The organism is Brevibacillus sp. AF8 (assembly GCF_021270385.1).
Classification (GTDB): Bacteria; Bacillota; Bacilli; order Brevibacillales; family Brevibacillaceae; genus Brevibacillus.
This window is the reverse complement of the sequence record NZ_JAGQDN010000006.1, coordinates 156,544-180,231: the sequence shown is the minus strand read 5'-3', so window position 1 is coordinate 180,231 and position 23,688 is coordinate 156,544. Positions and strand designations below refer to the sequence as shown.

The following is a 23,688-nucleotide window of genomic DNA, read 5'->3' as shown; positions in this document are numbered from 1 at the left end:
AGCTCTCAAGCAATCTCCTCGCTCTGGTCCTTGCGCATAGGCAAAATGAGCGTAAAAACCGATCCCTCTGACGTGCTCTTTGCGAGGAGGAGATCACCGCCAAGCGCCTTCGCCATCATGCGAGAATAGGACAACCCCAACCCAAGTCCACGTACTTTGTCTTTTTTATTGCTACCCCGGAAGAAACGCTCAAACACAAGAGGCTGTTCCTTTGCGGGTATTCCTGGTCCATCGTCTTTGACGTCGATTCGTAAATCTGTATCCGTTTTGTAGAGAGTGAGCGCTATGTTCCCCTTCTCGCCAACAGCCTGTTTCGCGTTGTTCAATAGGTTAATCAAGATTTGCTGGACACGGCCCGGATCGACATAGATCATTGTCTGCTTTTCCAGAACCCTAACGGTAAACGTGACGTGACCGAGGTCGTGGACAATCTGCCATTGTGAGGCGATCTCGCGGATCAGCTTGTTCACGTTTTGCTCTTCCTGACAAACAGTGATCGCTCCTACGGCAAATGAATTGAAGTCTAGCAAATCCTCTACCATTTTTTGCAGGCGCTTTGTTTCCTTCAGACAGATTTCCAAAAACTCCTTCTGCTCCTCACCGGAAACCACCTCGTCGTTAATTGCCTGGATTAATCCGCTAATCGACGTAACGGGGGTTTTCAGCTCGTGTGTCACTCCAGCCAAAAGCTCTGTTCGCATGCTTTCCAACTGCCGAAGACGGTCGGCCATTTCCGCAAAGGTATGCACCAGCTCGTGAATTTCTTTTTCCTTGATCGTTTTATTGAGCAAGACGTCGTAGTTTCCTTCTACGATCTGTCGTGCGGACATCACCACATTTTGAATCGGTTCAGACAGCTTGCGCGCATGAAAATAAATAACCGCCCAGCCAAGCACACCCAAACTCCCCAGCATGATGACCAAATATTGGATTTCCTCTTTCCCTACCTTGATATCTGTTTCTGGGAAAAGCAAGATCACCTTGCCAATGATTTGGTCATTGAACTCCAAATTTTTCCTGATTACATACAGGGTCTCACCTGACGGATGCCTCACTTTATCCCGCTTATCTGCCTGCTCCAACAACTCAGGTGCTGCCTGCTGCAATGGAGGCGGAAGCTTGGTTGGCCGACTGTATACGACCTTTCCTTTTACATCTTCAATGAATAAAATCAAATTGCGATCCACACCCATAAACTTTCGCCGATTATCCAATACCTGATGAAGTTTTTCCCCCACCAAAATATTTCCAACATCATCGACGACCCGATCAGCCACTTCCTCTGCAAACAGTCGCGTGACCTCGATCTGCTTTTCAATCGCGGCGTACTTGATCCAATAGGCAGAGACAGCCCCAATGATGAGCAATCCGATCACGAGGGTGAGTAGATAGCGTGTGGTCCAATAGCGCAGCAGCGATACGGGCTCATTGTTTTTTATAAACACAGAATTGATACCCAACCCCTCTTTGCGTCTTGATCTCGCCTTCCTGAACTGGCCAATTCTCCAGTGTCTTTCTGACCCGCTTGATCGCCAGGTCTACAGCACGGTCACTCCCGCCATAGTCCATTCCCCATACTTGTTCGATCAATTGTTCTCGGGTAAAGGTCTGATTCGGATTTTGTGCCAGAAAAAGCAGCAAGGACAAATCGCGCGGGTGAAACGTCAGTTCGAGACCATGAAGCGTCACGTGATGGGACTGAAAGTTTATTTTTAAGCTTCCAAATAGTCGGGTTTCCTGATCTTTCACCAAAATAACAGAGCGGCGCAGCACCGCATTGACTCGTGCAATTACTTCATCCGCGACAAAAGGCTTCGTTATGTAGTCATCTGCCCCTTGATTGAGTCCTTTGAGCTTTTGGTCTGTTTGACCGAGCGCCGTCATCATAATGACTGGACAGGAGCTCTTTTCGCGAATGTACTGGAGAATCTCCCAACCGTTGCGTTCAGGGAGCATGACATCCAACAGAACCAGATCCGGCTTTTTTTCGTCAAAAAGCTCCATCGCCTTGATTCCATCGTTCGCTTGCAAGACCTCATACCCTTCCTTTTGCAAGTAAGCCTTCAGCACGCGCGATATCACCAGTTCATCTTCTACCAACAAAATGCTTTTCATATCTTCCCTACCTGATTTACAGACATATGATCATTCCTATTCGAGAATTCTCTCGCATGGTCTCTCTAATCATCTACGTACTTCTATTCTATCAGTTTACAACCTTGTATTAAAATTTGGCTTTGATGTTTTTGGAAAATAGGAAAAAAGCCTTGCATCCTGTGAAAAGGAGCAAGGCTTTTTTTGTGAGAAACGTCCCCACTTTGCGGGAAGTTAGTTGATAACGTCACCTTCGAAAGTGATATCTCCATCGCTAGCGTCAGCGGAGAAATCATACAGGTTATCGTCATCCTCATCGACAATTTCACCGTCAATATCTGCATCTTCGAACTCATCCCAAATATCTTCCACTACTTTTTCCACGAGTTCTTCGAAATCAGATTCATCCAGATCCTCATATTCATCTTCGAATTCTTCACGGTCAACTTGGATTTCTACATCGATATCATCTTCGTCGCCACTCAGAGAGATCTTCCACTCGATATCTTTGTAGTCATCGTAGTAGTTATTCAGATCGTCTTCCAGATCGTCCAGATCGTCATCGTCTTTGCTACTGTTATTCTTCTTGCTGTTTTTCAAATCAGAGATCTCTTTGTTCAGGCTATCGATGGTGTTTTGCAGACTTCTGATTTGAGCATCACGTGCAGCTAACTCGTTTGCGTGTTGGGAGTTAGGCAAGTCTTTTACTGTGATGGTGTACTTCGCGCCATCCCATGCTACATCCTTGCTGAATACGCCAGCCATCATGCGAAGTGGAATGTACGTGGTTCCGTTTACGATGAATGGTTCGATTGTTGTTGGAACAGCTGCACCGTTATAGATAACTTTAATGTTGTTGTACTTAGCTTGCAGATTCTTCGTTCCAGTAGCCGCTTGAGAGCTCGTCGGAATAAGTGTGGTAGACAGAATCAACGCTGAGGCAATCGCCAGATATTGCTTCTTGAACATAGAAAATCCTCCATTCTCCCGGTTGTCTGTTTCTTTCGTGTCACTATGTACATCTCTTACTTTACCTATCGTTCGTGTCGAGAGTATGTCAACAATTGATTTTTTCCTTTCCAATTTGAGGGGTTTTCTATGACCAAAAGGACCAAAACAACCAATATGACCGTATCATTTTCAATTTTCCACACCATTTATACAATGCGAAAGAGAGGGATAAAGCGCTTTCAATTCTTGGAGGAGGAGTGATTCGATGCGGATCAACTTTAAAAATCTGACCGTACAGGTCGTTATAGCCATCATTCTCGGTATTTTAGTTGGTCATTTTGCACCCAAATTCGGCGCAGAGCTGAAGGTGTTGGCCGATATTTTTGTCAAACTGATCAAAATGGTCATTCCACCGATTGTCTTCTTCACCGTGGTGAATGGAATCGCCAGTATGGGAGACATGAAAAAGGTCGGTAAGATCGGCGGCAAAGCGCTGCTCTATTTTGAAATCGTTACCACAATCGCATTGGCCATCGGACTGCTCGTGGTCAACCTGATCAAGCCTGGGGTAGGCTTTGACAAAACGGGACTGACCAGCGGGGACGTTTCCAAGTACACGGAGGCTGCTGCTCAGAGTAACAACGGTTTTATCGATTTTATTGTGAAGATCATCCCGGAAAATGTCGTCGGGGCGATGGCAAATGGCGAGCTGTTGCCTATTCTGTTCTTCGCTGTCCTGTTTGGTCTCTCACTCGCTGCCATGGGGCAAGCGTCCCAGCCTGTCATCAAGCTGTTTGACAAGCTGACACACGGATTTTTTGGTGTCGTCAATATGATCATGAAGGTCTCGCCAGTAGCTGCATTTGGCGCGATGGCGTACACGATTGGGAAATTCGGCATCGGGTCGCTGACCAGACTGGGCCTTTTGATGACGGCTGTCTACATCACAATGTTTTTGTTCATTATTCTCGTCCTGGGCGGGATCGCGCGCTACTATAAATTCAGCATCTTCTCGTTTATCAAATACATTCGGGAGGAAATCCTGCTCGTGCTCGGAACATCCTCCTCAGAGTCCGCTCTTCCAAGAATGATGGATCGGCTGGAGAAGTACGGCTGCTCCAAATCCGTTGTCGGTCTGGTCGTACCGACGGGCTACTCGTTTAACCTGGATGGCACCTCGATCTATTTATCTATGGCCGCCATTTTTATCGCCCAGGCATATGGCATCGAGCTCAGCTTTTGGGAACAGGTCACTCTTTTAGGAATTCTGATGATTACGTCAAAAGGGGCTGCCGGTGTCACAGGTTCTGGTTTCATTACACTCGCCGCTACCTTGGCAGCCTTCCCTGTCATTCCGGTCGAAGGCATTGCCCTCTTGCTCGGCGTCGATCGATTCATGTCAGAAGCTCGTGCCATCACGAATCTGATCGGAAATGGCGTAGCTACCGTGGTCATAGCCAAGCATGAGAATGAGTTCCATCCGGGACGCGTCCAGCAAACAGATGAAACTGCCAGCGAGACGGACAACGAGTCAGAGGCAAAACCGATCATGGCCTAGTCCAGATAAAAAAGAGGTTCTCCTATTCCCGAGAGAACCTCTTTTTGCTTTAGTCATTTGGCCATGTTTTACGAAGCTCCACCTCAAATTGGCGCAGGTGATTAATTCGCTTCTGTGCTGCCTGATACTCCTCCTGCCAGCCCTCTTTCTCGCGCTCTCTGATCAGCTCCGCCTTTTTCTCCAACTCCCTTACCTCATTGCGCAATGCGATCACGATGTCCAATAGCTCATCCATCTCCATGGACCGCATGTCTTGAATAAAGACCCATTCCGCTTCTGTTAATCGATACTGTTTGTTCGCCATGTTTCATCATCCTTAAAATAACCTCTTTCGAAGCCGGCTCATGGAGGAGCGACTTCGCTTTAGAGGAAAGTTGATATTCCTGTACGTTTATAAGTGTGTCATTTTTTAATAAAAATGTTTCATTTCAAAGAAAAATCATGTCATTTCGTGTATAATAGTTGTTGTAGGTATGAATGTCGACAATAGTCCGCACAACAGGGGGGATTATTACTAAAATATCACCGGAATGGATATAATTCCAAATAATTATTGACGACTTGTTGCTCACTGGGAAAAAAGAGCCGATATCTATGCCAATACAGTGTCTTGCGTGAAGGAGGATCTTACATGTTCTCGATTAGAGAATCCGATTTGCCAGGGATCGGCAGGAAGTACCAGGTCGAAACCAGAAGTGGCGACAAGCTGGTTATCGTCATTCACGATGATGGCCGCCGGGAAATGTATCACTTTGACCGTGATGATATAGACGAAACAATCTCCATGGTTACCCTTGACGATGATGAGGCGAGACAAATTGCTGCCATCGTAGGCGGTTTGACGTATAAACCATCTGCACTGGAAACAGTCGAGGTTGCGTTAGACAAACTCATGATCGAATGGTACAAGATTGAATCGAACGCTCCTGCCATTGGCAAGACGATTGGGGAGCTCAACATTCGTCAAGAAACTGGCGCTACTATCATCGCCGTTATCGAAAAAGACCATAATCAAACGATTAATCCCGGCCCCGAGTATGTCCTTTGTACAGGATCTACGTTGGTCGTTGCAGGTGAACGGAAGCAGGTGAAGGCTCTCAAGACTATTCTCAGCAACGGAGGTGAGTGATATTGGAGCACATCGTTTTTGAAGTCGGTCTTGCCCTCGCACTCATAGCAATGGCGGGGTTCCTCTCCATGAAGTTAAAATTCTCCATCGTACCCTTCTACATTCTCGTCGGGATGATCGTGGGTCCACACGCTCCCGACATCGGCTTGTTTGATCTCCGCTTTATTGAAAGCGCCCCGCTCATCGAATTTATGGGCAGAATTGGCGTACTCTTCCTGTTGTTTTACCTCGGACTTGAATTTTCAGTAGGCCGCCTGATCAAGGCTGGTCGATCTATTGCCGTTGGCGGTACCATTTACATTGTCATCAACTTTACCCTCGGCCTCTTGTTTGGTTGGGCTGCTGGATTTCCACTCAAAGAAGTTTTGATTATCGCAGGCATTACCACTATTTCCTCCAGTGCCATTGTGGCAAAAGTACTGGTGGATCTCAAACGTACAGCAAATCGCGAAACAGAGATGATCTTGGGGATCATCATGTTCGAAGACATATTCTTGGCCGTCTATATCTCAATCGTATCTGGCTTGGTGTTAAGCGGTGCAACTTCCCTTGCTGGCGTCCTCTCATCCGCATTGATTGCACTTGGCTACATGCTCCTCCTCATTATCGTAGGCCGCAAGCTCGTTCCTTTCCTGAATCGGGCATTGAACATCAAATCAAACGAAGTGTTTATGATTACGGTGTTTGCCGCTCTGTTTCTGATTGCGGGTTTTTCCGAAACGATCCATGTTGCCGAAGCCATCGGAGCACTGCTCGTAGGTCTCGTTTTGGCAGAAACACAACACATGAAGCGCATCGAGCATCTCATCCTGCCATTTCGTGACTTCTTCGGAGCCATGTTCTTCTTCAGCTTCGGTTTGACAATTGATCCATTGTCATTAGGTGGGGCCGTATGGTTGTCCATTGGTGCCGTCGCCCTCACCCTTTTCGGTAACGTCGTCGCCGGACTTTTGGCTGGGCGAAGTGCCGGATTGCCTCCGAAGGCTTCTACCAATATTGGACTGACCATCGTATCTCGCGGTGAGTTCTCCATCATCATGGCTAATCTCGGAAAAGCGGGCGCACTCATGGAAATTTTGCAACCATTTGCGGCTCTTTACGTTTTGATTCTCGCCATTTTAGGACCATTGCTAACCAAGGAATCCAAGCATATATACAAGCTGCTCAATGCTGTATTTCGTCTGGATCGAAAGACATCCGTCAAGGAACCAGCAAACAAAGCAGACGCTGGATAATAGGAAAGACATGACTACCGACAGCAGATATGACTGCTGTCGGTTTTCTATTTGATCGCAGACAACATGTTTTCCATGATTTCTTCACTCATCGGGCCGATGTATTTGTTCTGGACTACGCCGTTCGAATCAATAATGTAGCTGGTCGGAATCGAAATGGCTTTGTATACATTCGCTACTTCTTTATCGGGATCGAGCAAGATCGGAAAGGTGATGCCATACAACTTCACGAAATCCGCCACCACTTCCGGGCTCGTCTCCGTATCGGTCAGATTGACCCCGAGAATAACAACGCCTTTTTCTTTGTTCTCTTCGTAGTAACGCTGCATGTCCGGCATTTCTGCGCGGCAAGGAGGACACCACGTCGCCCATAGATTGAGAATGACTTTTTTCCCCCGGAAATCGGACAGCTTGACTGTACCGCCACCTATCTGCTGCAGTTCAAAATCCGGGGCGGTATTTCCTTTTTCTATTCCAATCTGCCCGTTGCCTTGCTCGCCAGATGAAGCGATGGGTTCCTGCCTGTTCAAGATTTCCGCATCAAAAATACCCCATCCCAAAAGCCCCAAGAGTACGAGAATCGCCCAAACATTATGATGCTTCTTCATCAGTCGTTCCCCCTATCGGCTTCACTCGTCTGGACAAAAAGAGCAGCAAGAGAGCGAATGCATAGTACATGAGCTGATCGCCAGAAAGTCCTGCAAACACAGCTTCTCGATTCGGAATAAAAAAGTGCACATAGACTTGGCTAATGGCAAACCACATCACGGGTGCAAGCCAAGCCGCCAGATGAATGAGTCCTTCCTTTGCCCGATGCAGCCACCAAAGAAAGAGGACGCATATGACGACCTGCTGTAGGTGATACCACATGCTGCTCTGTTCCAACAGGACCGTGAGCAGTTGGTAAACACCAGTTGCAGCAAGAAAACCTGTCGCCATTCCCAAGGCAACGAAATGAACAAGAATCGCTTTTTTGCGTACCGTCTTGGTGAGGTAGACGACAACTGCCACGACTGCCAGGATGGCTCCGGTTTCTCCCCCGGAAAAGTAAAGAATGGATGAGGGATTCTCCACTGCCTTCGAAAAATGAAACAGGACGTAGCTGAACTTCCAAACGAGAAATGCCAGCAACAGTGCATTACTCAACAGCTCAATAACCGCTGATTTCATTTCTCTGCTATGTTTAAGCTGAGCGGATATAGCCACAAAGCCGAGCGAAAGTGAAACAATGACCGCCAGCATGCTCATTTTCAACAAAAAGGGGCCTATTTGAAAAGCATCCGACATTTTCGTTTCCTCCTTTATGAAAATGGCTTACTCTGAGAAGACAAGTATTCAAACAACTATCACCATATCAGGAAATGGGGAATAAAGGAATGCTCACGAATATTTTTACTTTGCAGGAGCGCTATGCCCTTGCTTTTTCTACGCGAACGGAGCATCCACAAGTGCGAGTATATCGCGATGAATCGGTCCCGGACATGTATAGCCATAATTATACAGAACTGATGTCGGTTCCCACTCAAGACTGGGTACAAGCTTTCATCGAGCAAGAGCTTCGACATGCCAAAGAGCAGCAGCTCGGCCACTTGAAGCTGGAACTGCACCCGTCGCTACCTTTTTCAGAAGAGTTAGTGTCTTTTGCTTCCCAGCTTGGGTTTGAAGTAAATACGATGCTGTACATGGTTGCTCCACTGGATGTTGCCGATAAACTGGCGCCGAATCCACAATGCTCCGTTTTACGAGGGGATTCAACTGACATCATGAAAGCAGGCATACGCTGCCTTACTGCTTATGATTCCGTTATGATCAATCCTGATTTTGCTGTACGTAAAGCGAACCGGAAAAGAGAAATTTATGAAAAAGGCGAGATCATTCCGTATGTGTGCTTTGTCGATCAGGAGCCAGTCGGTGCATGTGAATGGCATCTTTACAACGAGCTTGTTCGTATGGAGGAATTTTTTATACTGGATGCCTGGCAGCGTAGAGGATTCGGCACGGAAATCATTCGGGTCATGATGCAGGACGCCAAAAAGCTCGGCGCCACCCATATGTACTTGACGACCTATGCAGATGATACGCCGCAGGAAATGTACAGAAAGCTCGGCTTTGAAGTGGTCGGGAGACATTTGGAAATGATCTGGCGAAAGAAGTAGAAAAAAGCTCCCACCAAGTCGCTTAGTGGGAGCCATCCAATTTTTTGCGTTGATCTACTCTCTTGTCATGGTAAGCAGTGCTGCGGCCTCCCGATCTCTCCGGTCGGTTTCGCCATTTTTGGTCCACTGTAAAAAGCGGTCGTCCAAAAGCTCTGCCAGGATTGCCCGTTTATCCGCCTCGTTCGCCGCCAGCGAGAGTACTTGTCTTCTCATGCTGCCGAGAAAAAGCGTGTAGTCCTCGTATTCTGGTCCCACCCATTCTTCGAGCTGACGGCGCATTTTCTTTGCCAGACCCGGGTTGTTCCCACCCGTAGAGATAGCAATCTGCAAGTCTCCACGTGCAACAACAGATGGAACGGTAAAGGAACAGAGGTCTGGGCGATCAACGATATTGACCCACTGATGCGGACGGCACGCTTCGTATACAGCCAGATTGACGGTGGGATCACTCGTCGCCGCGATGATGAGAACCGCCTGTTCTACGTCCTGTGGGGTAAAGGGGCGCTGTGCTACCATCAGCTTCCTAGCATGTGCCCACTCAAGGATGGTTGCCGTACAGGAGGGACTCACAACGGTGACATCCGCACCAGCAGCAAGCAGACTGCCGATTTTCCGCTCGGCTACCTGCCCGCCACCGACCACTAGGCAACGCTTGTTTTGTAGATTGACCATCATGGCATAGTGTGTCATCAGCGTTTCCCCCCTCGTTTTCCTATTATTGCACTTGCTCCATTCCAAGCGTAGCTTCAAACCAGTTGATTTTCTCACGCATTTTCACGACATCACCGACCAGAATGATAGCTGGATTCGTGATGTGACTGTTTTGGGCCAAACGTTCCTCAATATCAACCAGGGTACCCGTTACCACTGCTTGCTGCGGGAGTGTTCCCCAAGAGATGACAGCGACTGGCGTATGTGGATCGCGTCCGTGCTTGATTAATTGGGTGCGGATCAACGGCAGATTGGCTACTCCCATGTAAAAGGCAACCGTGTCGATGCCATTTGCGAGAGCACTCCATTTTTCTACCGCCAGCTCCGGCTTGTCTTCGCGCAAATGTCCCGTCACGACAGCGAATGAAGAGCCGTGATCGCGGTGTGTCACCGGAATACCCGCGTACGCCGAGGCTGCAATTCCAGCTGTTACTCCCGGGACGATTTCAAAGGCAATTCCTCGCTCAGCCAAATGCTGCGCTTCTTCTCCGGCACGTCCAAACACACAAGGATCGCCCCCTTTTAGCCGTACGACGACTTTTCCTTCCAGCGCTTTTTCCGCTAACAGTTCGTTAATCGATTCCTGTCTCATCGTGTGATGATCCGGCAGCTTGCCGCAGTAGATGCGTTCTGCCGTCTGTGGCGCGTACTCCAGCAGGGCTGGATTTGCCAGACGATCATACACAACCACCTCTGCCTTTTGCAGGCATTCCATTCCTTTTACGGTAATCAGCTTTGGATCGCCAGGGCCAGCTCCTACGAGATAGACTTTCCCCGCGCCGCTCATCGGTCACTTACCCCTGCTGATGCAAATGTCGCCATCTCACGGACCATCCGTGTCGCCGCTTCCACGATTGGAAACGCCAATGTTGCTCCGCTTCCTTCGCCCAGTCGCAATTTCAGGCTGAGCAGTGGCTCCTTGCCTAATGCTTGCAGGACAAAATCATGCCCCGGCTCCTCAGAACGGTGACCCGCGATCAAGTAATCAGCAACGAGTGGCTCCATTCGAACAGCAAGCAAAGCCGCTACCGTAGCGATAAAGCCGTCCAGCAGCACAGGGACACGGCGAGAGGCTGCTCCCATGATCGCACCAGCCATTGCTCCGATTTCCAGTCCGCCGACTTTTGCCAAAACGTCCAATGGATTAGTTGCATCCGGGCGATGCAGGGCAAGTGCTTCACGAACAACTGCCTTTTTACGCTGCCAGCCCGCGTCATCCAGCCCTGTTCCTCGTCCGACGATTTGCTCAGGATCAGCTCCGGTTAATGCTGACAGGATCGCACTGCTGGCTGTCGTGTTGCCAATGCCCACTTCACCGACGATCAGGACTTTGGCGCCTTCCCCGATCATCGCTTCCGCCATCTCGAGGCCAACTGCGATGGAGCGCTGCGCTTCGTCTGCGGTCATTGCTGGTTCTTTCAGCATATTGCCCGAGCCTGCTCTGATTCGCTTGTTGTAAACACCCGGTGCTTCGATCTCGACCGCTACACCGACATCGACGATTTTTTGAATGGCTCCGATTTGTCTGGCAAAGACGTTGACTCCAGCTCCGCCATGAATCATATTCAGCACCATCTGCGCTGTCACTTCCTGCGGATAGGCAGAGACACCTTCCCGTGCCACACCGTGATCGGCCGCAAAAACAAGCACGCCCGGCGGGGTTACAACAGGCATCGTCTCACCTGTCATCCCAGCCAGCTCAATAGCCAATTGCTCCAGGCGTCCAAGGCTGCCAAGCGGCTTGGTCAACTGATCCACATGCTGTCTCGTTTGCTCACTTGCTTCCTGATTTCGTGGCTCAATCGCCGGATAAATGACTGCCATTATATTTGCACCTCTTTTTCTTGAAAAGCTTTCATGTACTCTTCGATCGTATCCAACCTCACATGGCGACGAACAGTATCCGCCAACAGATCGTACCCCTGCTCTCGTAGAGCGACAAAAGATGGGCGATCCGTAATGGGTGAGAGTCCTTTTTGCTCACGGATGGCATTCAGCAACAGCGTGCGGAAGTGGTCATTGTGGAACAGCCCATGAAAATACGTACCGATCAACTGCCGCTCCTCCTGACAATAGCCCTCCGTACGCCCCTCCATCTGGATAAAAGGAAAATCATTGCGCGAATAAGCGGATTGCCCCATGTGAATCTCGTAGCCTTCCACCGTCAGCTTTTCCTTCGCAAATACTGCTTCCCCACGGGACAAAACGGTCGTTTTCTTCTGCTCCATCGTCGTGATCATCGGGATGAGACCCAGCCCATCAAGCTGCTGCAACGGAGACTCGACCCCAGCCGGATCATGAATGGCTTCTCCCAGCATTTGATAGCCGCCGCACAAACCGACGATATACGTCTTCCCTTTATGATGAAGGTCTTTGACCGCCGCAGCAAGACCCGTCTCTCGTAAGAAATGCATATCCTCGATTGTATTCTTGCTGCCCGGCAGGACAATCAGGTCAGGTTCCCCCAGCTCTTCCAAACGTGTCACAAAGCGCATCCGGCAATCCGGCTCTACAAAAAACGGGTCCACGTCTGTAAAGTTGGAAATTCGCGGGTAGCGCAAAACCGCAATGTCAATCTCCCGCGGCGTCTCACGCTGACCTTGATAACGGTGCAAAATCAGCGAATCCTCTGCATCGATCCACAAGTCTGGAATAAATGGCACGACACCAAGAACAGGTTTGCCCGTATATTCTTCGAACCAGTCGAGTCCCGGCTGCAAAAGTGTCAAATCACCGCGAAAACGATTGATGATGACGCCGATCACGCGATCCCGGTCTTCGGGTTCAAGCAGTTGGAGAGTACCGACCAAGCTGGCAAACACACCCCCGCGCTCGATGTCTGCCACCAAAATGACGGGCGCGTTCGTGAGACGAGCGACTCGCATATTGACGAGCTCGCGGTCATTCAGATTGACCTCTGCCGGACTGCCAGCCCCTTCAATGACGATCCGCTCATAGGAGCTGGCGAGTCGTTGATACGCTTCCTCAATGATCCGCAAGCCCTCGTCATAAAATTCCGTTCGATAGGCAAAAGCTTTCATGTTGCCGTATGGCTCGCCGTTGACGACAATTTGCGATTCAGAATCTCGTGTCGGCTTGATCAAAATGGGGTTCATGTCAGTCGTCGCCAGAATTCCCGCTGCCTCTGCCTGAACGCCCTGCGCCCGCCCGATTTCTTTTCCATCCAGCGTCACGTAGGAATTCAGGGCCATATTTTGCGATTTGAACGGAGCTGTCTTGTAGCCATCTTGGGCAAAAATACGGCAAAGCGCTGTTGCAATCGCACTTTTTCCTGCATCCGAGCTGGTACCTTGCACCATCAACGGGAGGGATTTAGGCACGAGCGGCCACCTCCGCGCATCGGTTCAGCCAACGCTCAACCAGTTTGGGGTTGGAGCCGAAATGCAAGTGAGTATAGCCTGCGACCAGATTATCTTGGGCATAGCCCTCCGGCTTCGTACCGCGAAGCCCTTTCGTCTCATATGCTGCTGGCAGCTCTTGATCCGAAGCATACGTAGAGTAGTGAAATTCATGCCCTTTTGCCTGTTCTTCGGTACCGAGCAAGAAATTGCCTTCCTTGCCGCGCACTTCCCGATAGCCAAGCGCTGCGAGCTTTTTCTGCATGGTCACCTTGCCTGAGATGAGCCCCACCATTGGATAGCTGTCGCCATCGGTTGTGACGATCGCCTCTGTCAAAAACATGTAGCCGCCGCACTCAGCCAAGGTAGGCAAGCCTTTTGTGATCGCTGATCGGATCGATTGTTTCACCGCTTCATTTTGCGATAGCTCTGCTGCAAATTCCTCCGGGAAGCCTCCCCCGATGTACAAGCCATCTGCGTCCTCAGGCACTCCCTCACCGGCCAGTGGGGAAAAGAACGCGAGCTTCGCGCCATATGCTTCGAGCAGCTCCAAATTTTCCGGATAGTAAAAATGAAAAGCAGGGTCCTTCGCTACAGCAATGGTGACAGTGGCAGACGCTTCTCGCGGAGCAAACAACGTAGGTTTGGCTTGCAGCGGCTCTGCCTTTGCCAACTCCCAGATTTGCTCCAAATCGACTGTCTCCGCAATCAGATCAGCCAGCTTTTCAAACAAGGGAGTCAACTCTCCACGTTCGACAGATGGCACCAACCCGAGATGACGTTCCGGTATTTCCAGCTCGTTCTCCCGTTTCAGGTAGCCCACGACCGGAATCCCACACTCCTGCTCGATCGCTGCCTTCACGATTTTGTGATGCCCTTCACTGCCGACCTTGTTCGCGATGACACCGACGATTCTCGCCTGTGGATTAAGCAGTTGAAAGCCTTTGACAATCGCAGCCGCACTACGCGCCATGCTCTGACAATTGACCACCAGCAGAACCGGAGAGCCAGTCAGAATGCTGATTTCTGCGGTGCTGCCTTTATCGCTGGTCGCTTCCTTGCCATCGTACATGCCCATGACACCCTCGATAATCGAGATGTCTGCACCCTCGCTGCCGCGGACAAAAATCTCCTTCACGATCTCGTGCTCTAGCATAAAGCTGTCCAGATTGCGCGAAGCTCTGCCGGTCACAGCCGTATGATACGTAGGATCGATATAGTCAGGACCACACTTGAAGCCCTGAACGGTATGCCCTTTTCTTTTCAGAGCAGCCATCAGTCCGATGGTAACGGTTGTCTTGCCCGCTCCGCTGCCTGTTCCGGCAATCACAATACGGCGGCTGTCCGTCATGCGCGCTCCTCCTCGTGATAGGGAATCAATCCGACCGAAATGGTAGTGTTGCCCGACTTCTTCTTGGTCAAAACGAGTTCGCCCACGCCAGCGTACAGCTTCGCGGCAGGCTCACTCACTCCGTACGCTCCCGTGAACTTGAAGACGGTATCAGACGGATCGCTGATTTCGACCTTGTTTAATTCTTCAGGCGAATACCAGACGAACGGCCAGCCGTATTTTTCGCAAACGGCGATGAGACCCGCTTCATCCTTTTTCAGCTCGATGGTCACCAGTGCTTTTACACTTTTGATCGAAAATTGCAGTTCATCCAGCGTTTCCTTGATGACTGCTTCGATCTCCTCTGCGGAGGTTCCCCGGTTGCAGCCCATCCCGAGCACGATTACCTTCGGACGATAAAGGACGCCATTGTCCAAAATCGATTGTTCCTCCGGTGTGAGCAGGCGATGAGAAACGACTAGAGCAGCTTGCGGCTGATCGGCTTTGGCCTCAGCGATTGTCGCGTATTCCTTGATGGACGGTGGCATTGGGGTGTCATGCATCCACCAGTCGCGTTCACCGGATTCATTGATGACGGCTACACGCTCCTCGTTAACAACGGAAGCACTGACAGGAGTCAGCTTATCAGCGGAATCCCACTCCCAGCCAAAACGTCTACCGAATAGATCGACGGGAATGGTCTTTTGTACATCCGATGCTGTGGTGATAATCGGACGAGCACCCATGACTGCCGCTACCTCGCGAGCCAGCTCATTGGCACCGCCCAAATGGCCGGACAGCACACTGATGACATTCTCCCCACGGTCATCGACGACGACGACACCCGGGTCTTTCTTTTTGTCTTCGAGCAAAGGTGCGATCATCCGAATAACCGCACCCAGTGAAATAATGATGATCAAACCTTTATAAGCAGGCCAGAGAGCGGGAAACAGCATCCGCACACTGTTGGAAAACAGCTGGATGCCGCGCGCTTCCTCATCTCCGCGTTCGAACTTGCTCATGTAGTACAGGTCTGTCCCAGGAAATTTCTGTGCCAGATCTCGGGCCATCTCTACCCCGTGCTTCGTGATTGCGACAATGGCATAGTCTCCGCGCTGCTCGATAACAGGGATTTCTCCCTCGATCAGTTCGATGATCTTCATTATTCCTTCACACCTTTTCTGAACCCGTGTGTAAATGTTTTATCGTACAGCTTGGAACGGTATTGCTCGCTCTTGTCGTGGATGTTCGGGTCCAATGCCCAGCCAGCCAAAATCATCGCGTGCTTGCGAATGCCGTTTTTGCCCATGTCTTCGTCCAAATTTTTCAGCGTGGTGCGAACGATCAATTGATCCGGCCAGCTTGCACGTTGTACGACTGCTACTGGCGTATCCTCGCTCCAGCCTGCATCGACCAGCTCGCGGACTACTTTTTTCGTCAACGTCGCGCTAAGGTACAGAGCCAACGTGCAATGATGCTCAGCGAGCGCACGCAGCTTTTCTCTTTCAGGCACTGGTGTGCGACCCTCCGCACGGGTAAGGATGATCGTTTGTGTCAGATCAGGAATCGTCAACTCGGCTCCTACTGCTGCCGCTGCCGCAAATACAGAGCTCACACCTGGAACGATTTCTACCTCGATGCCTTTTTCTTTTAACAGGGCGATCTGTTCCATGATCGCGCCATAAATGGACGGATCACCTGTATGCAGACGTACAACTGTTTTTCCACTGCTAATCCGTTCTACCAATTGTTCTACCATTTCTTCCAGTGCCATCCCCGAGCTTTGCAGTACTTCTGCATTCGGATTGCCGAGCGCAACCAAATCCTCGTTCACGAGAGAGTCGGTATACATAATGACGTCTGCCTTTTGCAGCAGCTTTAAGCCTTTTACCGTAATCAAATCAGGGTCGCCGGGACCCGCTCCCACTATGTACAGTTTCATTACTTTTTCACCACCATCAGTGTAAGATAGCTAAGCTCTGCCCGCTCCAGTTCACGCATATCGGTCCAAACCATTTCCTCGGAGGAAGTGACCTTGGTCGCTACTGCTGCCTTTTCAGCCAGCCCCATTTCTTTCAGCAAGCCAATGATCATTGGCAGTACTTTTGCTACCTTCAAGAATACGACGGTATCGTGGTTCTCCAGCGCTTTGCGCATGGCTTCCTTGTCTTCTATTGCCGGGATGATGCCGATCTGCTCGTCGCCATCCGCCAGCGGCAGATTGAAGCGGGACGCAGCTCCCAAAAACGAAGAGACGCCTGGTACGGTTACGATTGGCACTTCCGGGTGCTCCTCATGCATAACGCGCATCATGTGGATGAACGTGCTGTAAAACATCGGATCGCCTTCTGTTACAAAAGCGACGTCTTTGCCTTCAGACAGACGCTCCCAGACGATCTCTACCGTGTTGTTCCACTCGCGTTCCAAAATTTCTTTGTCCCGCGTCATCGGGAATACGAGTCCGAGCATTTCCTTGTCTGGAGACTGCACATACAGCTCAGCGATTTGATGCGCGTAGCTTTTGCTGCCCATCCGTTTTTTCGGGTACGCAACCACTGGTGATTGCTGTAATAGACGAAATGCCTTGACGGTAATCAATTCAGGGTCGCCGGGACCTACTCCCAGTCCGTACAATGTTCCGATCTTGGTCACTTGCTGTCTCCTCCTAGTTCTTCTGCCTGCTTGGCCCAGGCCGTAATGATGTAGATCGGATTCAATGCTTCAAAGCGCGTCAGGGACAAAATCGGCTTGCTGCGCGATAGCTGTGCCAGTGTCACCGATGTCTCGAATCCTTCCTGCGCGAATGCTTGTGTCGCTTCGTACAATGTCTCAATAGTCGCCGCGTTCACCACAATCCGGCCTTTCGGACGCAGTCGTGTGCAGCAGATATTCAACAGCTCTCGCAATTCTCCGCCACTGCCGCCAATAAATACGGCATCCGGGTCCGGGAACTCATCCAAGCCATGTGGGGCACGAGCGTTAATCACTGTCAAATCCGTGCGAAACTTCGCCATGTTCTGGCGGCAGTTTTCCAGATCATCCACGTTCTTCTCTACGCCGTACACTGCACCCTCACGCGCAATCCGTGCCGCTTCAATGGCGACAGAGCCTGTGCAGGTGCCGATGTCCCAGACGATACTTTTCGCATGCAATTGCAGCTGCGCGATGCTTAAAATGCGCACTTCTTTTTTCGTAATGAGTCCCTTGTCCGGCTTGCGCTGGGAAAACTCCTCGTCTGCAATTCCAAACGGCCATACCGGGCTTGGACGGCGTTTTTTCAAAATCACGACATTCAGATCAGAAAAGATACCATCTGCCATTTCCTCAAGGGAATACCAGCCTGTCCGCTCTTCCGCACTGCCCAGATTCTCCGCCACGAACGCATCGTACTCGGTCATCTGAAACGAAAGGAGGTACTTGGCGATCGCTGCTGGCGAGTTCTCCCGATCCGTCAACAGTGCGACCTTATCCTTCCCGTCTATCCGCTGTGCCAGACCTTTGATACTACGTCCGTGCACACTAGCCAATGTCGCATCCTGCCATGCTTCGCCCATTTTGGCAAAAGCGAGCTGGATGGAGCTGAGGTGCGGGTAGATCTCCACGTTCAGCTTTTTGGAAAGCAAGCCGCCAATCCCGTAAAAGAGCGGGTCGCCTGACGCCAGAATGACCGTCTTGCGCGTCTCGGTGCGTAGCTCTTCTACCATCGCGGTCAGTCCGCCCTTTAGTACACGCTTTTCCCCTGTATACTCCGGGAAAAAACTGAGGTGTCGCTCTCCTCCAACCAACAGTTCACTTTCTTCTATCCAAGTCCGGTACAACGGCAGCAGGCTCTGCTGTCCATCATCCCCGATTCCAATTACTTTCATCGCCTGTGTCATTGATCGTCACCCTTCCCAACAGGGACCCTTTCATTGTGATGATGATGGTTTCGACCTCGATGCCGCCGCCCACTTCTTTTAATGCAGCGCGACAGCAGTTTTCGCACATGATCTCGAAAAAGGCGGGCGTGTCCACCATCATATCGCCTACCTGCGAAGCGGTGTTGGCTCCCAAAATTTCGTCAATACGCTCCTGAGAAGCTCCTGCATCTGCCGCCATTTGGGCGAGGAAGCCGAAATCGACGGGTGCGCTTTTGGAATGAACCATCATGACGCCTTGCGCTACCTTGGAAAACTTGCCCATCATCCCGACCAAGGTCACTTTGCACATACCCTTGTTTTTGCACTGCTTGAGAGAAAAGCCGACGAAATCCCCCATTTCTACGAATGCTTCTTCCGACAGCTCTGGATAAGTAGCGACCCCGTAGGATTCACTCTTTCCGCCCGTCGACAGCACAATATGATCGCAGCCGGCTTCCTTGGCGACGTTGACCGCTTGCGCCACACTCGCCTTGTAGGCAGAAGTGGAAAACGGCACCACGATTCCACGCGTCCCCAAAATGGAGATGCCGCCGAGTATGCCGAGTCGTCCATTCAATGTTTTTTTGGCGATTTCCTCGCCTGCAGGCACAGAGATGACGATTTTGATCCCGCGCTGGGTCCCGTACTCATCCAGCACTGCCTGAGCGGTTTCCCTGATCATTTTGCGCGGGACGGGATTGATCGCTGCCTCGCCAATCGGAACGGGCAACCCTGGTTTGGTCACCCGTCCCACGCCGAGTCCGCCATCCAAAATAATGCCAGGCTGATCCGACCATTCCACAGTAGAGAGGATAAGGGCACCGTGTGTCGCGTCCGGATCGTCTCCCCCGTCCTTGATCGTGCTTGCTGTCGCCCTCTCCAAGGAAAACTCACAGCTCTCCAACTGAAAGGTGACATCCTCGCCGATTGGCAGGCGAATCGTCGCTTGGCTCTGCTCTTCCTGAGTAATCAGCGCGATCAAAGCAGCCTTGGTCGTCGCCGTTGCACATGATCCAGTCGTATATCCGTGGCGGAGGGGTTTTGCCTCTTTTTCGTCCGTTGCTGCTTTGGCTGCCATCTGCTTAGCCCAACCGTTCCGCCATGATCGAAATAGCATTCAATGCTGCTACCGTTACTGGACTTCCGCCTTTGCGCCCCATGTTCGTGATGAACGGGATATCGAGCTTCGCCAGCTCTTCCTTGGATTCTGCCGCAGATACGAAGCCAACTGGCATCCCGATGACCAGACCTGGCTTTGCTTCGCCTTCCTTCACCATGCGGATCAGCTCCAGGAGTGCAGTCGGTGCGTTTCCGATGCAAAAGATTCCGCCATCCGCTTCCTTGATCGCTTTGCGCATGGAAATGATCGCACGGGTCGTGTTCAGACGCTTCGCCTCTTCCATTACATCGCGGTCGGAGATGTACACCTTCACTTGTCCGCCGAATTTTTCAATGCGGTTTTTGCTGATGCCGACTTGCACCATCTGTACATCTGCTACGACGATTTTGCCGCTGCGGATCGCTTCGATTCCCGACTTTACTGCGTCCGGGTGGAAAACAAGGCTGCGTCCGAGGTCAAAGTCTGCGGATGCGTGGATGACACGTTGTACTACCGGATATTGTTCTTCTGTAAAAGAATGCTCGCCCAACTCATCTGTAATGATTTGAAAGCTCAAGTCCTCAATCTCTTGCGGTTGTACGGTCATCGGTTTAAATTCCGTTTTGAAATCCATGGTTAGTTTCCTCCAGTCACTTGTTTGAGTTCGCCCAGCACGCTGGCGTAATCCGAAAACTTCGTTCCATAATCGATCTTTGGACGACCGATGACGATGGTTTCGATGCCCATTTCCAGTGCCGCTTCCACCTTTTCATCAAAAGCGCCTACCTTGCCGCTCTCTTTGGTGATCATCAGCGTGACACCATAATGATCGTAGAGCGCTTTGTTCAGATCCTTGGAAAAAGGACCTTGCATCGCGACAATGTTTTTTTGCTCGACACCCAGCTCTTCGCATTTCTGCATATTGTCAAGACGCGGCAGCATGCGTGCTACCAAGGTCGTGTCAGGCAAGCCCAGAAGCCGATCCGTGAACGTTTTCAGCGTTTTGCTGCCCGTCGTCAGCATGATGACGCCCCGCTTTTCTGCCGCCAGCTCAGCCGCCTGGACGTAGTCTTCTACCACAATCAGCTTCTCACTGCCCGGTGAGGAGATGCTTTCCCGCTCGTAACGAATGTAGGGAACTCCTGCGCCCTGTGCTCCTGCCATGGCGTTTTTGGAGGCTTCCTCTGCGAAGGGATGACTCGCGTCGATCACGCATTGGACGGCTCTGTCTTGGATCAGCTGCTGAATATCGTCTGCAGTCAGTCGTCCGACCTGAACAGGCACGCCTGCCTCCTCCATACTTTTCGCAGCATTGTCCGTGACGACCGTCGTCAACAGCTCGTAGCCCTTGTCCTTGATTTGCAGAGCCAACTCGCGCGCGTCGCTCGTTCCAGCCAGTACCAGAATCATGCTGTCTCCCTCCTACTTGGTAACGTGGTCGTGCTTGTGCTTGTGATCGTGGTCGTGGTCATGGTCGTGATCGTGGTCGTGATGATGATGGTGGTGGTGACCATGGTGATGATGATGTCCATGCTCGTCATCGTGGTGGTGATGGTGATGGTCGATGTGCTCCATCGCTGCGAGCCTGTACTGACAGGTATCACAGTTCAGCTTCACTTCACCGTGCAACGCTTCCTCCACACGATCCTTGAGCACTTCCTTCAACAACGGATGGAAGCCAAAATACTCGGCCATTTCGAACTGGGCTTCTGGATATTGCTCGCGGAACTTCTCCAGCTGGTCGCTCATCCGTTTGATCAACACACCCGTGAACAGGAAGTACGGCAAGAGAACGATGCGCTTCGCCCCCAGCTTCAAGCAACGCTCCACGCCCTCATCGTACAACGGATATGTCACGCCCATGAAGGCGGTCTCTACCCACTTGGCTTTATAGCGCTCCCAGAACAGTCGGGACATTTTGTAAATATCGCTATTGGCATCTGCATCGCTGCTACCGCGTCCGATTACAAGTACAGCCAGGTCATCGTGGTCTTCTCCGGAGGCAAAGCCTGCCTCTTCCATGCGAGCGGTCAAAATATTGATGACTTCGTCGTGAATGCCGATCGGGCGTCCATAGATGAATTGAACGTGTGGGTGCAGCTCCTTCGCCTCGTCGATGGCAGCAGGAATATGAATTTTTGCATGTCCGGCAGAGAACAGGATGATTGGAATCACCGCCACGCGGGTTGCACCCCGCGCCACGCAGGTATTCAAGCCTTGCAGCATGTCAGGACGGGCAAACTCCAGAAAGCACGTCTCGATTATCGGTACATCCAAATCCGGTGTTAGCGTCGCCACAAACTGGCGAATCTCTTCATTGCCTTCCGGGTCTTTGCTTCCATGACCTACAAATAATACTGCGTCCATTTTATGTCCCCCTCGTTTTTACATGTGTTCTTGCATTAATCTCCGCATGCAGCATTCTCGATTTCAGCTTTTGCTGGCTCGTACCATGCAAAGCCCTCCAGCTCACCTACACGTTGGAAAAACTTGTGGAACCGCTCATTCGGAAATGCTTCTTTTTTGAATCGGTTCACGATTCGCTCCACGAGTGGAACAATCTCTTCTTTTTCGATGCCTTCTGCTACCGGAATACCGGAGTGTGCATTGCGTCCTACCGTTTTGGCTCCCAGGAATAAATCGAACTTTCCTTTGCGGAATACGATTCCGATATCCTCTTGAACCGCGCCGTAGCACGCCATCCCGCAGCCGTTGAAGCCGATCTTCAGTTCCTTCGGCATTTCTTTTCCACCCAGCTTTTGATGCAGTTCGTCGGCATAAGGGATGCTGTCTTTTTTCTCGCCGTCGCAGAAATCACACGCCTTTACCTGCAAAACATCTCCAATCGGACTGAGAATCAACCCAAGCTCTCGCAAGCGGCTAGTAATGCTTTCAGGGTTGGCAGTCGGCACGCGCAAAATCATTTGGTGGTGTGGGGTGTATTCGATCTCGCCTTTTTCGCCAGCCACTTCGGCAATCGCCATCATTTGCAGCGGCGTGATTTTTTTGTTGGCAACGCCCGGACTTACCGCGCATTCGAAAATCATCTCCGGCGTAAAGGTAGATACCGGACGGTGGACTTGGCCTGCAGCTGGCTTGGTTTCAATACCTTTCGCCGCATTGATAGCCGTCAACGCCTCCATGGCCCATGCGAATGGAGCTTTTGGTGCGGCTTCTTCTGTTACAGGAGGCGCTTCCAGTACTGCCGTGCTTGTTGCTGCACGATTTGCTGGTTCTGTAGCCGTTACGCTGTCCTCGGTCACAGCTACTGGTCTTTCTTCCTTCGATGTTGCTGGTGCTGCCGGAGCTGACGCTAGGCTCTCCTCGGTGGCCTCGAGCGACCAAGGCTCATTTTCTACACGCAGACGCTGATGCGGCTTCAGTGGCTGCTCATCGGCAGACAGCGTATATTTGCGCTGATAACCGCGCGGCGTAATCATTTTGCCGTCGTATACAAACGTCGATGTATTTCCGATAATCACGGTGGTCAACATGCCGATATCATGCTCCAGCATTTGTGCCAGTGTCGTCACGACAACCGTTTCACGTTCGCGATAAGCACTTTTCACGATACCGACCGGCGTATCTGGTGAGCGGTACTGCAAAAGAATGCGTTGCGCTTCGACGATCTGGCGTGTGCGTCGTCCGCTGCGCGGGTTGTACAACGCGATCACAAAGTCAGCCATCCCTGCTGCGTCAATTCGTTTGGCAATCAGTTCCCACGGCGTCAAGTGATCGCTCAGACTGATCGTACATGCATCGTGCATGATAGGCGCACCGAGGATCGCTCCACAGGAATTGATCGCCGAGATGCCCGGTACGATTTCGATGGGTACGCCGGTAGCTTCTGTCCAGCCTTTTTCCACCAACACTTCGTATACGAGACCTGCCATCCCGTAAACTCCTGAGTCTCCACTGGAAATGACCGCTACCTTTTTGCCTTCCTCTTCCGCCTGACGCACGGCTTCTCGTGCACGCGCCACTTCTTCCGTCATCCCTGTGCTGACGATTTGCTGATTCGTCAAAAGTCCGCGGATCAAGTCTACGTAGGTGGAATAGCCGATAATGACATCGGACTCCTGCAGGGCTTCCCGCGCCCGCTTGGTGATATGCTCAAAACTTCCTGGACCAAACCCGATCACAAACAATTTGCCGCTCATAAGGCCC

Annotated in this window: 24 protein-coding genes; 4 read left to right on the top strand and 20 right to left on the bottom strand. The window is 51.0% G+C overall.

The features are described from left to right. Nucleotides 1-5 precede the first annotated feature (5 nt). From KB186_RS11425 to KB186_RS11415, 3 genes are all read right to left on the bottom strand, one after another. On the bottom strand, nucleotides 6-1,460 hold the full coding sequence (locus KB186_RS11425) for a HAMP domain-containing sensor histidine kinase (RefSeq protein ID WP_173608950.1): 1,455 nt from the start codon (nucleotides 1,458-1,460) through the stop codon (nucleotides 6-8). Then, entirely contained in the window at nucleotides 1,426-2,115 is a 690-nt protein-coding gene (locus tag KB186_RS11420) for a response regulator transcription factor (RefSeq protein WP_173608951.1), read from the bottom strand. Before KB186_RS11420 ends, KB186_RS11425 begins: the two co-directional genes overlap by 35 nt. Before the next feature lie 213 nt (nucleotides 2,116-2,328). Next, nucleotides 2,329-3,063 carry a stalk domain-containing protein gene (locus tag KB186_RS11415; protein ID WP_173608952.1) on the bottom strand — a complete coding sequence of 245 codons (735 nt, stop codon included), beginning with the start codon at nucleotides 3,061-3,063 and terminating at the stop codon, nucleotides 2,329-2,331. Between the two features lie 247 nt (nucleotides 3,064-3,310). Here KB186_RS11415 and KB186_RS11410 point away from each other — a divergent pair, with 247 nt between their 5' ends. Continuing rightward, complete coding sequence (locus KB186_RS11410) at nucleotides 3,311-4,603, top strand: dicarboxylate/amino acid:cation symporter (protein WP_173608953.1); 1,293 nt, start codon at nucleotides 3,311-3,313, stop codon at nucleotides 4,601-4,603. 49 nt (nucleotides 4,604-4,652) lie between these two features. On the opposite strand, the gene KB186_RS11405 is transcribed toward KB186_RS11410, so the two are convergent. Next, the gene (locus KB186_RS11405; protein ID WP_173608954.1) at nucleotides 4,653-4,907 is read right to left on the bottom strand and encodes a hypothetical protein; all 255 of its coding nucleotides are present in this window, start codon (nucleotides 4,905-4,907) and stop codon (nucleotides 4,653-4,655) included. 327 nt (nucleotides 4,908-5,234) lie between these two features. Between KB186_RS11405 and KB186_RS11400 the strand changes: the two genes are divergently transcribed. Beyond that, complete coding sequence (locus KB186_RS11400; RefSeq protein WP_173608955.1) at nucleotides 5,235-5,732, top strand: cation:proton antiporter regulatory subunit; 498 nt, start codon at nucleotides 5,235-5,237, stop codon at nucleotides 5,730-5,732. 2 nt (nucleotides 5,733-5,734) lie between these two features. Beyond that, nucleotides 5,735-6,967, top strand: a complete 1,233-nt coding sequence (locus KB186_RS11395) for a cation:proton antiporter (protein ID WP_232773630.1) — start codon at nucleotides 5,735-5,737, stop codon at nucleotides 6,965-6,967. A 47-nt stretch (nucleotides 6,968-7,014) separates the two neighbouring features. Here the strand turns inward: KB186_RS11395 and KB186_RS11390 are convergent, their stop codons facing one another. Both KB186_RS11390 and KB186_RS11385 read right to left on the bottom strand, forming a co-directional pair. Beyond that, complete coding sequence (locus tag KB186_RS11390) at nucleotides 7,015-7,575, bottom strand: peroxiredoxin family protein (RefSeq protein ID WP_221867509.1); 561 nt, start codon at nucleotides 7,573-7,575, stop codon at nucleotides 7,015-7,017. Next, nucleotides 7,559-8,254, bottom strand: a complete 696-nt coding sequence (locus KB186_RS11385; protein WP_232773629.1) for a hypothetical protein — start codon at nucleotides 8,252-8,254, stop codon at nucleotides 7,559-7,561. The genes KB186_RS11390 and KB186_RS11385 overlap by 17 nt, the downstream gene beginning before the upstream one ends. Before the next feature lie 89 nt (nucleotides 8,255-8,343). Between KB186_RS11385 and KB186_RS11380 the strand changes: the two genes are divergently transcribed. After that, a complete protein-coding gene (locus KB186_RS11380) occupies nucleotides 8,344-9,123 on the top strand; it encodes a GNAT family N-acetyltransferase (protein ID WP_221867507.1) in 780 nt (259 codons plus the stop codon). A gap of 54 nt (nucleotides 9,124-9,177) precedes the next feature. On the opposite strand, the gene KB186_RS11375 is transcribed toward KB186_RS11380, so the two are convergent. From KB186_RS11375 to cobJ, 14 genes are read right to left on the bottom strand one after another with little or no spacing between them, the layout of a single operon-like run. Next, a complete protein-coding gene (locus KB186_RS11375; RefSeq protein WP_221867506.1) occupies nucleotides 9,178-9,813 on the bottom strand; it encodes a precorrin-2 dehydrogenase/sirohydrochlorin ferrochelatase family protein in 636 nt (211 codons plus the stop codon). Between the two features lie 25 nt (nucleotides 9,814-9,838). Next, a complete protein-coding gene (cobA, locus tag KB186_RS11370; RefSeq protein WP_221867505.1) occupies nucleotides 9,839-10,621 on the bottom strand; it encodes a uroporphyrinogen-III C-methyltransferase in 783 nt (260 codons plus the stop codon). Beyond that, complete coding sequence (gene cobT / locus KB186_RS11365; RefSeq protein ID WP_173608962.1) at nucleotides 10,618-11,658, bottom strand: nicotinate-nucleotide--dimethylbenzimidazole phosphoribosyltransferase; 1,041 nt, start codon at nucleotides 11,656-11,658, stop codon at nucleotides 10,618-10,620. The genes cobA and cobT overlap by 4 nt, the downstream gene beginning before the upstream one ends. Then, nucleotides 11,658-13,175 carry a cobyric acid synthase gene (locus tag KB186_RS11360; protein ID WP_173608963.1) on the bottom strand — a complete coding sequence of 506 codons (1,518 nt, stop codon included), beginning with the start codon at nucleotides 13,173-13,175 and terminating at the stop codon, nucleotides 11,658-11,660. The genes cobT and KB186_RS11360 overlap by 1 nt, the downstream gene beginning before the upstream one ends. After that, nucleotides 13,168-14,544: a cobyrinic acid a,c-diamide synthase CobB gene (locus KB186_RS11355; RefSeq protein WP_173608964.1), complete on the bottom strand. Its 1,377-nt coding sequence runs from the start codon at nucleotides 14,542-14,544 to the stop codon at nucleotides 13,168-13,170. Before KB186_RS11355 ends, KB186_RS11360 begins: the two co-directional genes overlap by 8 nt. Continuing rightward, nucleotides 14,541-15,686, bottom strand: a complete 1,146-nt coding sequence (locus KB186_RS11350) for a cobalt-precorrin 5A hydrolase (RefSeq protein WP_173608965.1) — start codon at nucleotides 15,684-15,686, stop codon at nucleotides 14,541-14,543. Before KB186_RS11350 ends, KB186_RS11355 begins: the two co-directional genes overlap by 4 nt. Next, nucleotides 15,686-16,465 (bottom strand): precorrin-4 C(11)-methyltransferase, encoded by a 780-nt coding sequence (cobM, locus tag KB186_RS11345; protein WP_232773628.1) that lies wholly within the window; start codon nucleotides 16,463-16,465, stop codon nucleotides 15,686-15,688. The genes KB186_RS11350 and cobM overlap by 1 nt, the downstream gene beginning before the upstream one ends. Beyond that, nucleotides 16,465-17,175 (bottom strand): precorrin-2 C(20)-methyltransferase, encoded by a 711-nt coding sequence (gene cobI, locus KB186_RS11340; protein ID WP_173608967.1) that lies wholly within the window; start codon nucleotides 17,173-17,175, stop codon nucleotides 16,465-16,467. The genes cobM and cobI overlap by 1 nt, the downstream gene beginning before the upstream one ends. After that, nucleotides 17,172-18,401: a precorrin-6y C5,15-methyltransferase (decarboxylating) subunit CbiE gene (gene cbiE / locus KB186_RS11335; RefSeq protein ID WP_173608968.1), complete on the bottom strand. Its 1,230-nt coding sequence runs from the start codon at nucleotides 18,399-18,401 to the stop codon at nucleotides 17,172-17,174. The genes cobI and cbiE overlap by 4 nt, the downstream gene beginning before the upstream one ends. Next, entirely contained in the window at nucleotides 18,364-19,500 is a 1,137-nt protein-coding gene (locus tag KB186_RS11330; RefSeq protein WP_232773649.1) for a cobalt-precorrin-5B (C(1))-methyltransferase, read from the bottom strand. The genes cbiE and KB186_RS11330 overlap by 38 nt, the downstream gene beginning before the upstream one ends. Nucleotides 19,501-19,504: 4 nt before the next feature. Next, nucleotides 19,505-20,155 carry a precorrin-8X methylmutase gene (locus tag KB186_RS11325; protein ID WP_106655678.1) on the bottom strand — a complete coding sequence of 217 codons (651 nt, stop codon included), beginning with the start codon at nucleotides 20,153-20,155 and terminating at the stop codon, nucleotides 19,505-19,507. Nucleotides 20,156-20,157: 2 nt separating this feature from the next. Beyond that, nucleotides 20,158-20,931: a precorrin-6A reductase gene (gene cobK / locus KB186_RS11320; protein ID WP_173608969.1), complete on the bottom strand. Its 774-nt coding sequence runs from the start codon at nucleotides 20,929-20,931 to the stop codon at nucleotides 20,158-20,160. 12 nt (nucleotides 20,932-20,943) lie between these two features. After that, nucleotides 20,944-21,888, bottom strand: a complete 945-nt coding sequence (locus tag KB186_RS11315) for a sirohydrochlorin chelatase (RefSeq protein WP_232773627.1) — start codon at nucleotides 21,886-21,888, stop codon at nucleotides 20,944-20,946. 35 nt (nucleotides 21,889-21,923) lie between these two features. After that, on the bottom strand, nucleotides 21,924-23,681 hold the full coding sequence (cobJ, locus tag KB186_RS11310; protein ID WP_173608971.1) for a precorrin-3B C(17)-methyltransferase: 1,758 nt from the start codon (nucleotides 23,679-23,681) through the stop codon (nucleotides 21,924-21,926). Nucleotides 23,682-23,688 lie beyond the last annotated feature (7 nt).

Coding starts and splice junctions, on each gene's coding strand:
- cobM (WP_232773628.1), bottom strand. CDS start 16,465: ATGAAACTGTACATAGTGGGAGCGGGTCCCGGCGACCCTGATTTGATT.
- KB186_RS11390 (WP_221867509.1), bottom strand. CDS start 7,575: ATGAAGAAGCATCATAATGTTTGGGCGATTCTCGTACTCTTGGGGCTT.
- KB186_RS11325 (WP_106655678.1), bottom strand. CDS start 20,155: ATGGATTTCAAAACGGAATTTAAACCGATGACCGTACAACCGCAAGAG.
- KB186_RS11405 (WP_173608954.1), bottom strand. CDS start 4,907: ATGGCGAACAAACAGTATCGATTAACAGAAGCGGAATGGGTCTTTATT.
- cbiE (WP_173608968.1), bottom strand. CDS start 18,401: ATGACACAGGCGATGAAAGTAATTGGAATCGGGGATGATGGACAGCAG.
- KB186_RS11375 (WP_221867506.1), bottom strand. CDS start 9,813: ATGACACACTATGCCATGATGGTCAATCTACAAAACAAGCGTTGCCTA.
- KB186_RS11415 (WP_173608952.1), bottom strand. CDS start 3,063: ATGTTCAAGAAGCAATATCTGGCGATTGCCTCAGCGTTGATTCTGTCT.
- KB186_RS11380 (WP_221867507.1), top strand. CDS start 8,344: ATGCTCACGAATATTTTTACTTTGCAGGAGCGCTATGCCCTTGCTTTT.
- KB186_RS11385 (WP_232773629.1), bottom strand. CDS start 8,254: ATGTCGGATGCTTTTCAAATAGGCCCCTTTTTGTTGAAAATGAGCATG.
- cobT (WP_173608962.1), bottom strand. CDS start 11,658: ATGGCAGTCATTTATCCGGCGATTGAGCCACGAAATCAGGAAGCAAGT.
- KB186_RS11350 (WP_173608965.1), bottom strand. CDS start 15,686: ATGAAGATCATCGAACTGATCGAGGGAGAAATCCCTGTTATCGAGCAG.
- cobA (WP_221867505.1), bottom strand. CDS start 10,621: ATGAGCGGCGCGGGGAAAGTCTATCTCGTAGGAGCTGGCCCTGGCGAT.
- cobK (WP_173608969.1), bottom strand. CDS start 20,931: ATGATTCTGGTACTGGCTGGAACGAGCGACGCGCGCGAGTTGGCTCTG.
- cobJ (WP_173608971.1), bottom strand. CDS start 23,681: ATGAGCGGCAAATTGTTTGTGATCGGGTTTGGTCCAGGAAGTTTTGAG.
- KB186_RS11330 (WP_232773649.1), bottom strand. CDS start 19,500: ATGGCAGCCAAAGCAGCAACGGACGAAAAAGAGGCAAAACCCCTCCGC.
- KB186_RS11410 (WP_173608953.1), top strand. CDS start 3,311: ATGCGGATCAACTTTAAAAATCTGACCGTACAGGTCGTTATAGCCATC.
- KB186_RS11355 (WP_173608964.1), bottom strand. CDS start 14,544: ATGACGGACAGCCGCCGTATTGTGATTGCCGGAACAGGCAGCGGAGCG.
- KB186_RS11420 (WP_173608951.1), bottom strand. CDS start 2,115: ATGAAAAGCATTTTGTTGGTAGAAGATGAACTGGTGATATCGCGCGTG.
- KB186_RS11400 (WP_173608955.1), top strand. CDS start 5,235: ATGTTCTCGATTAGAGAATCCGATTTGCCAGGGATCGGCAGGAAGTAC.
- KB186_RS11315 (WP_232773627.1), bottom strand. CDS start 21,888: ATGGACGCAGTATTATTTGTAGGTCATGGAAGCAAAGACCCGGAAGGC.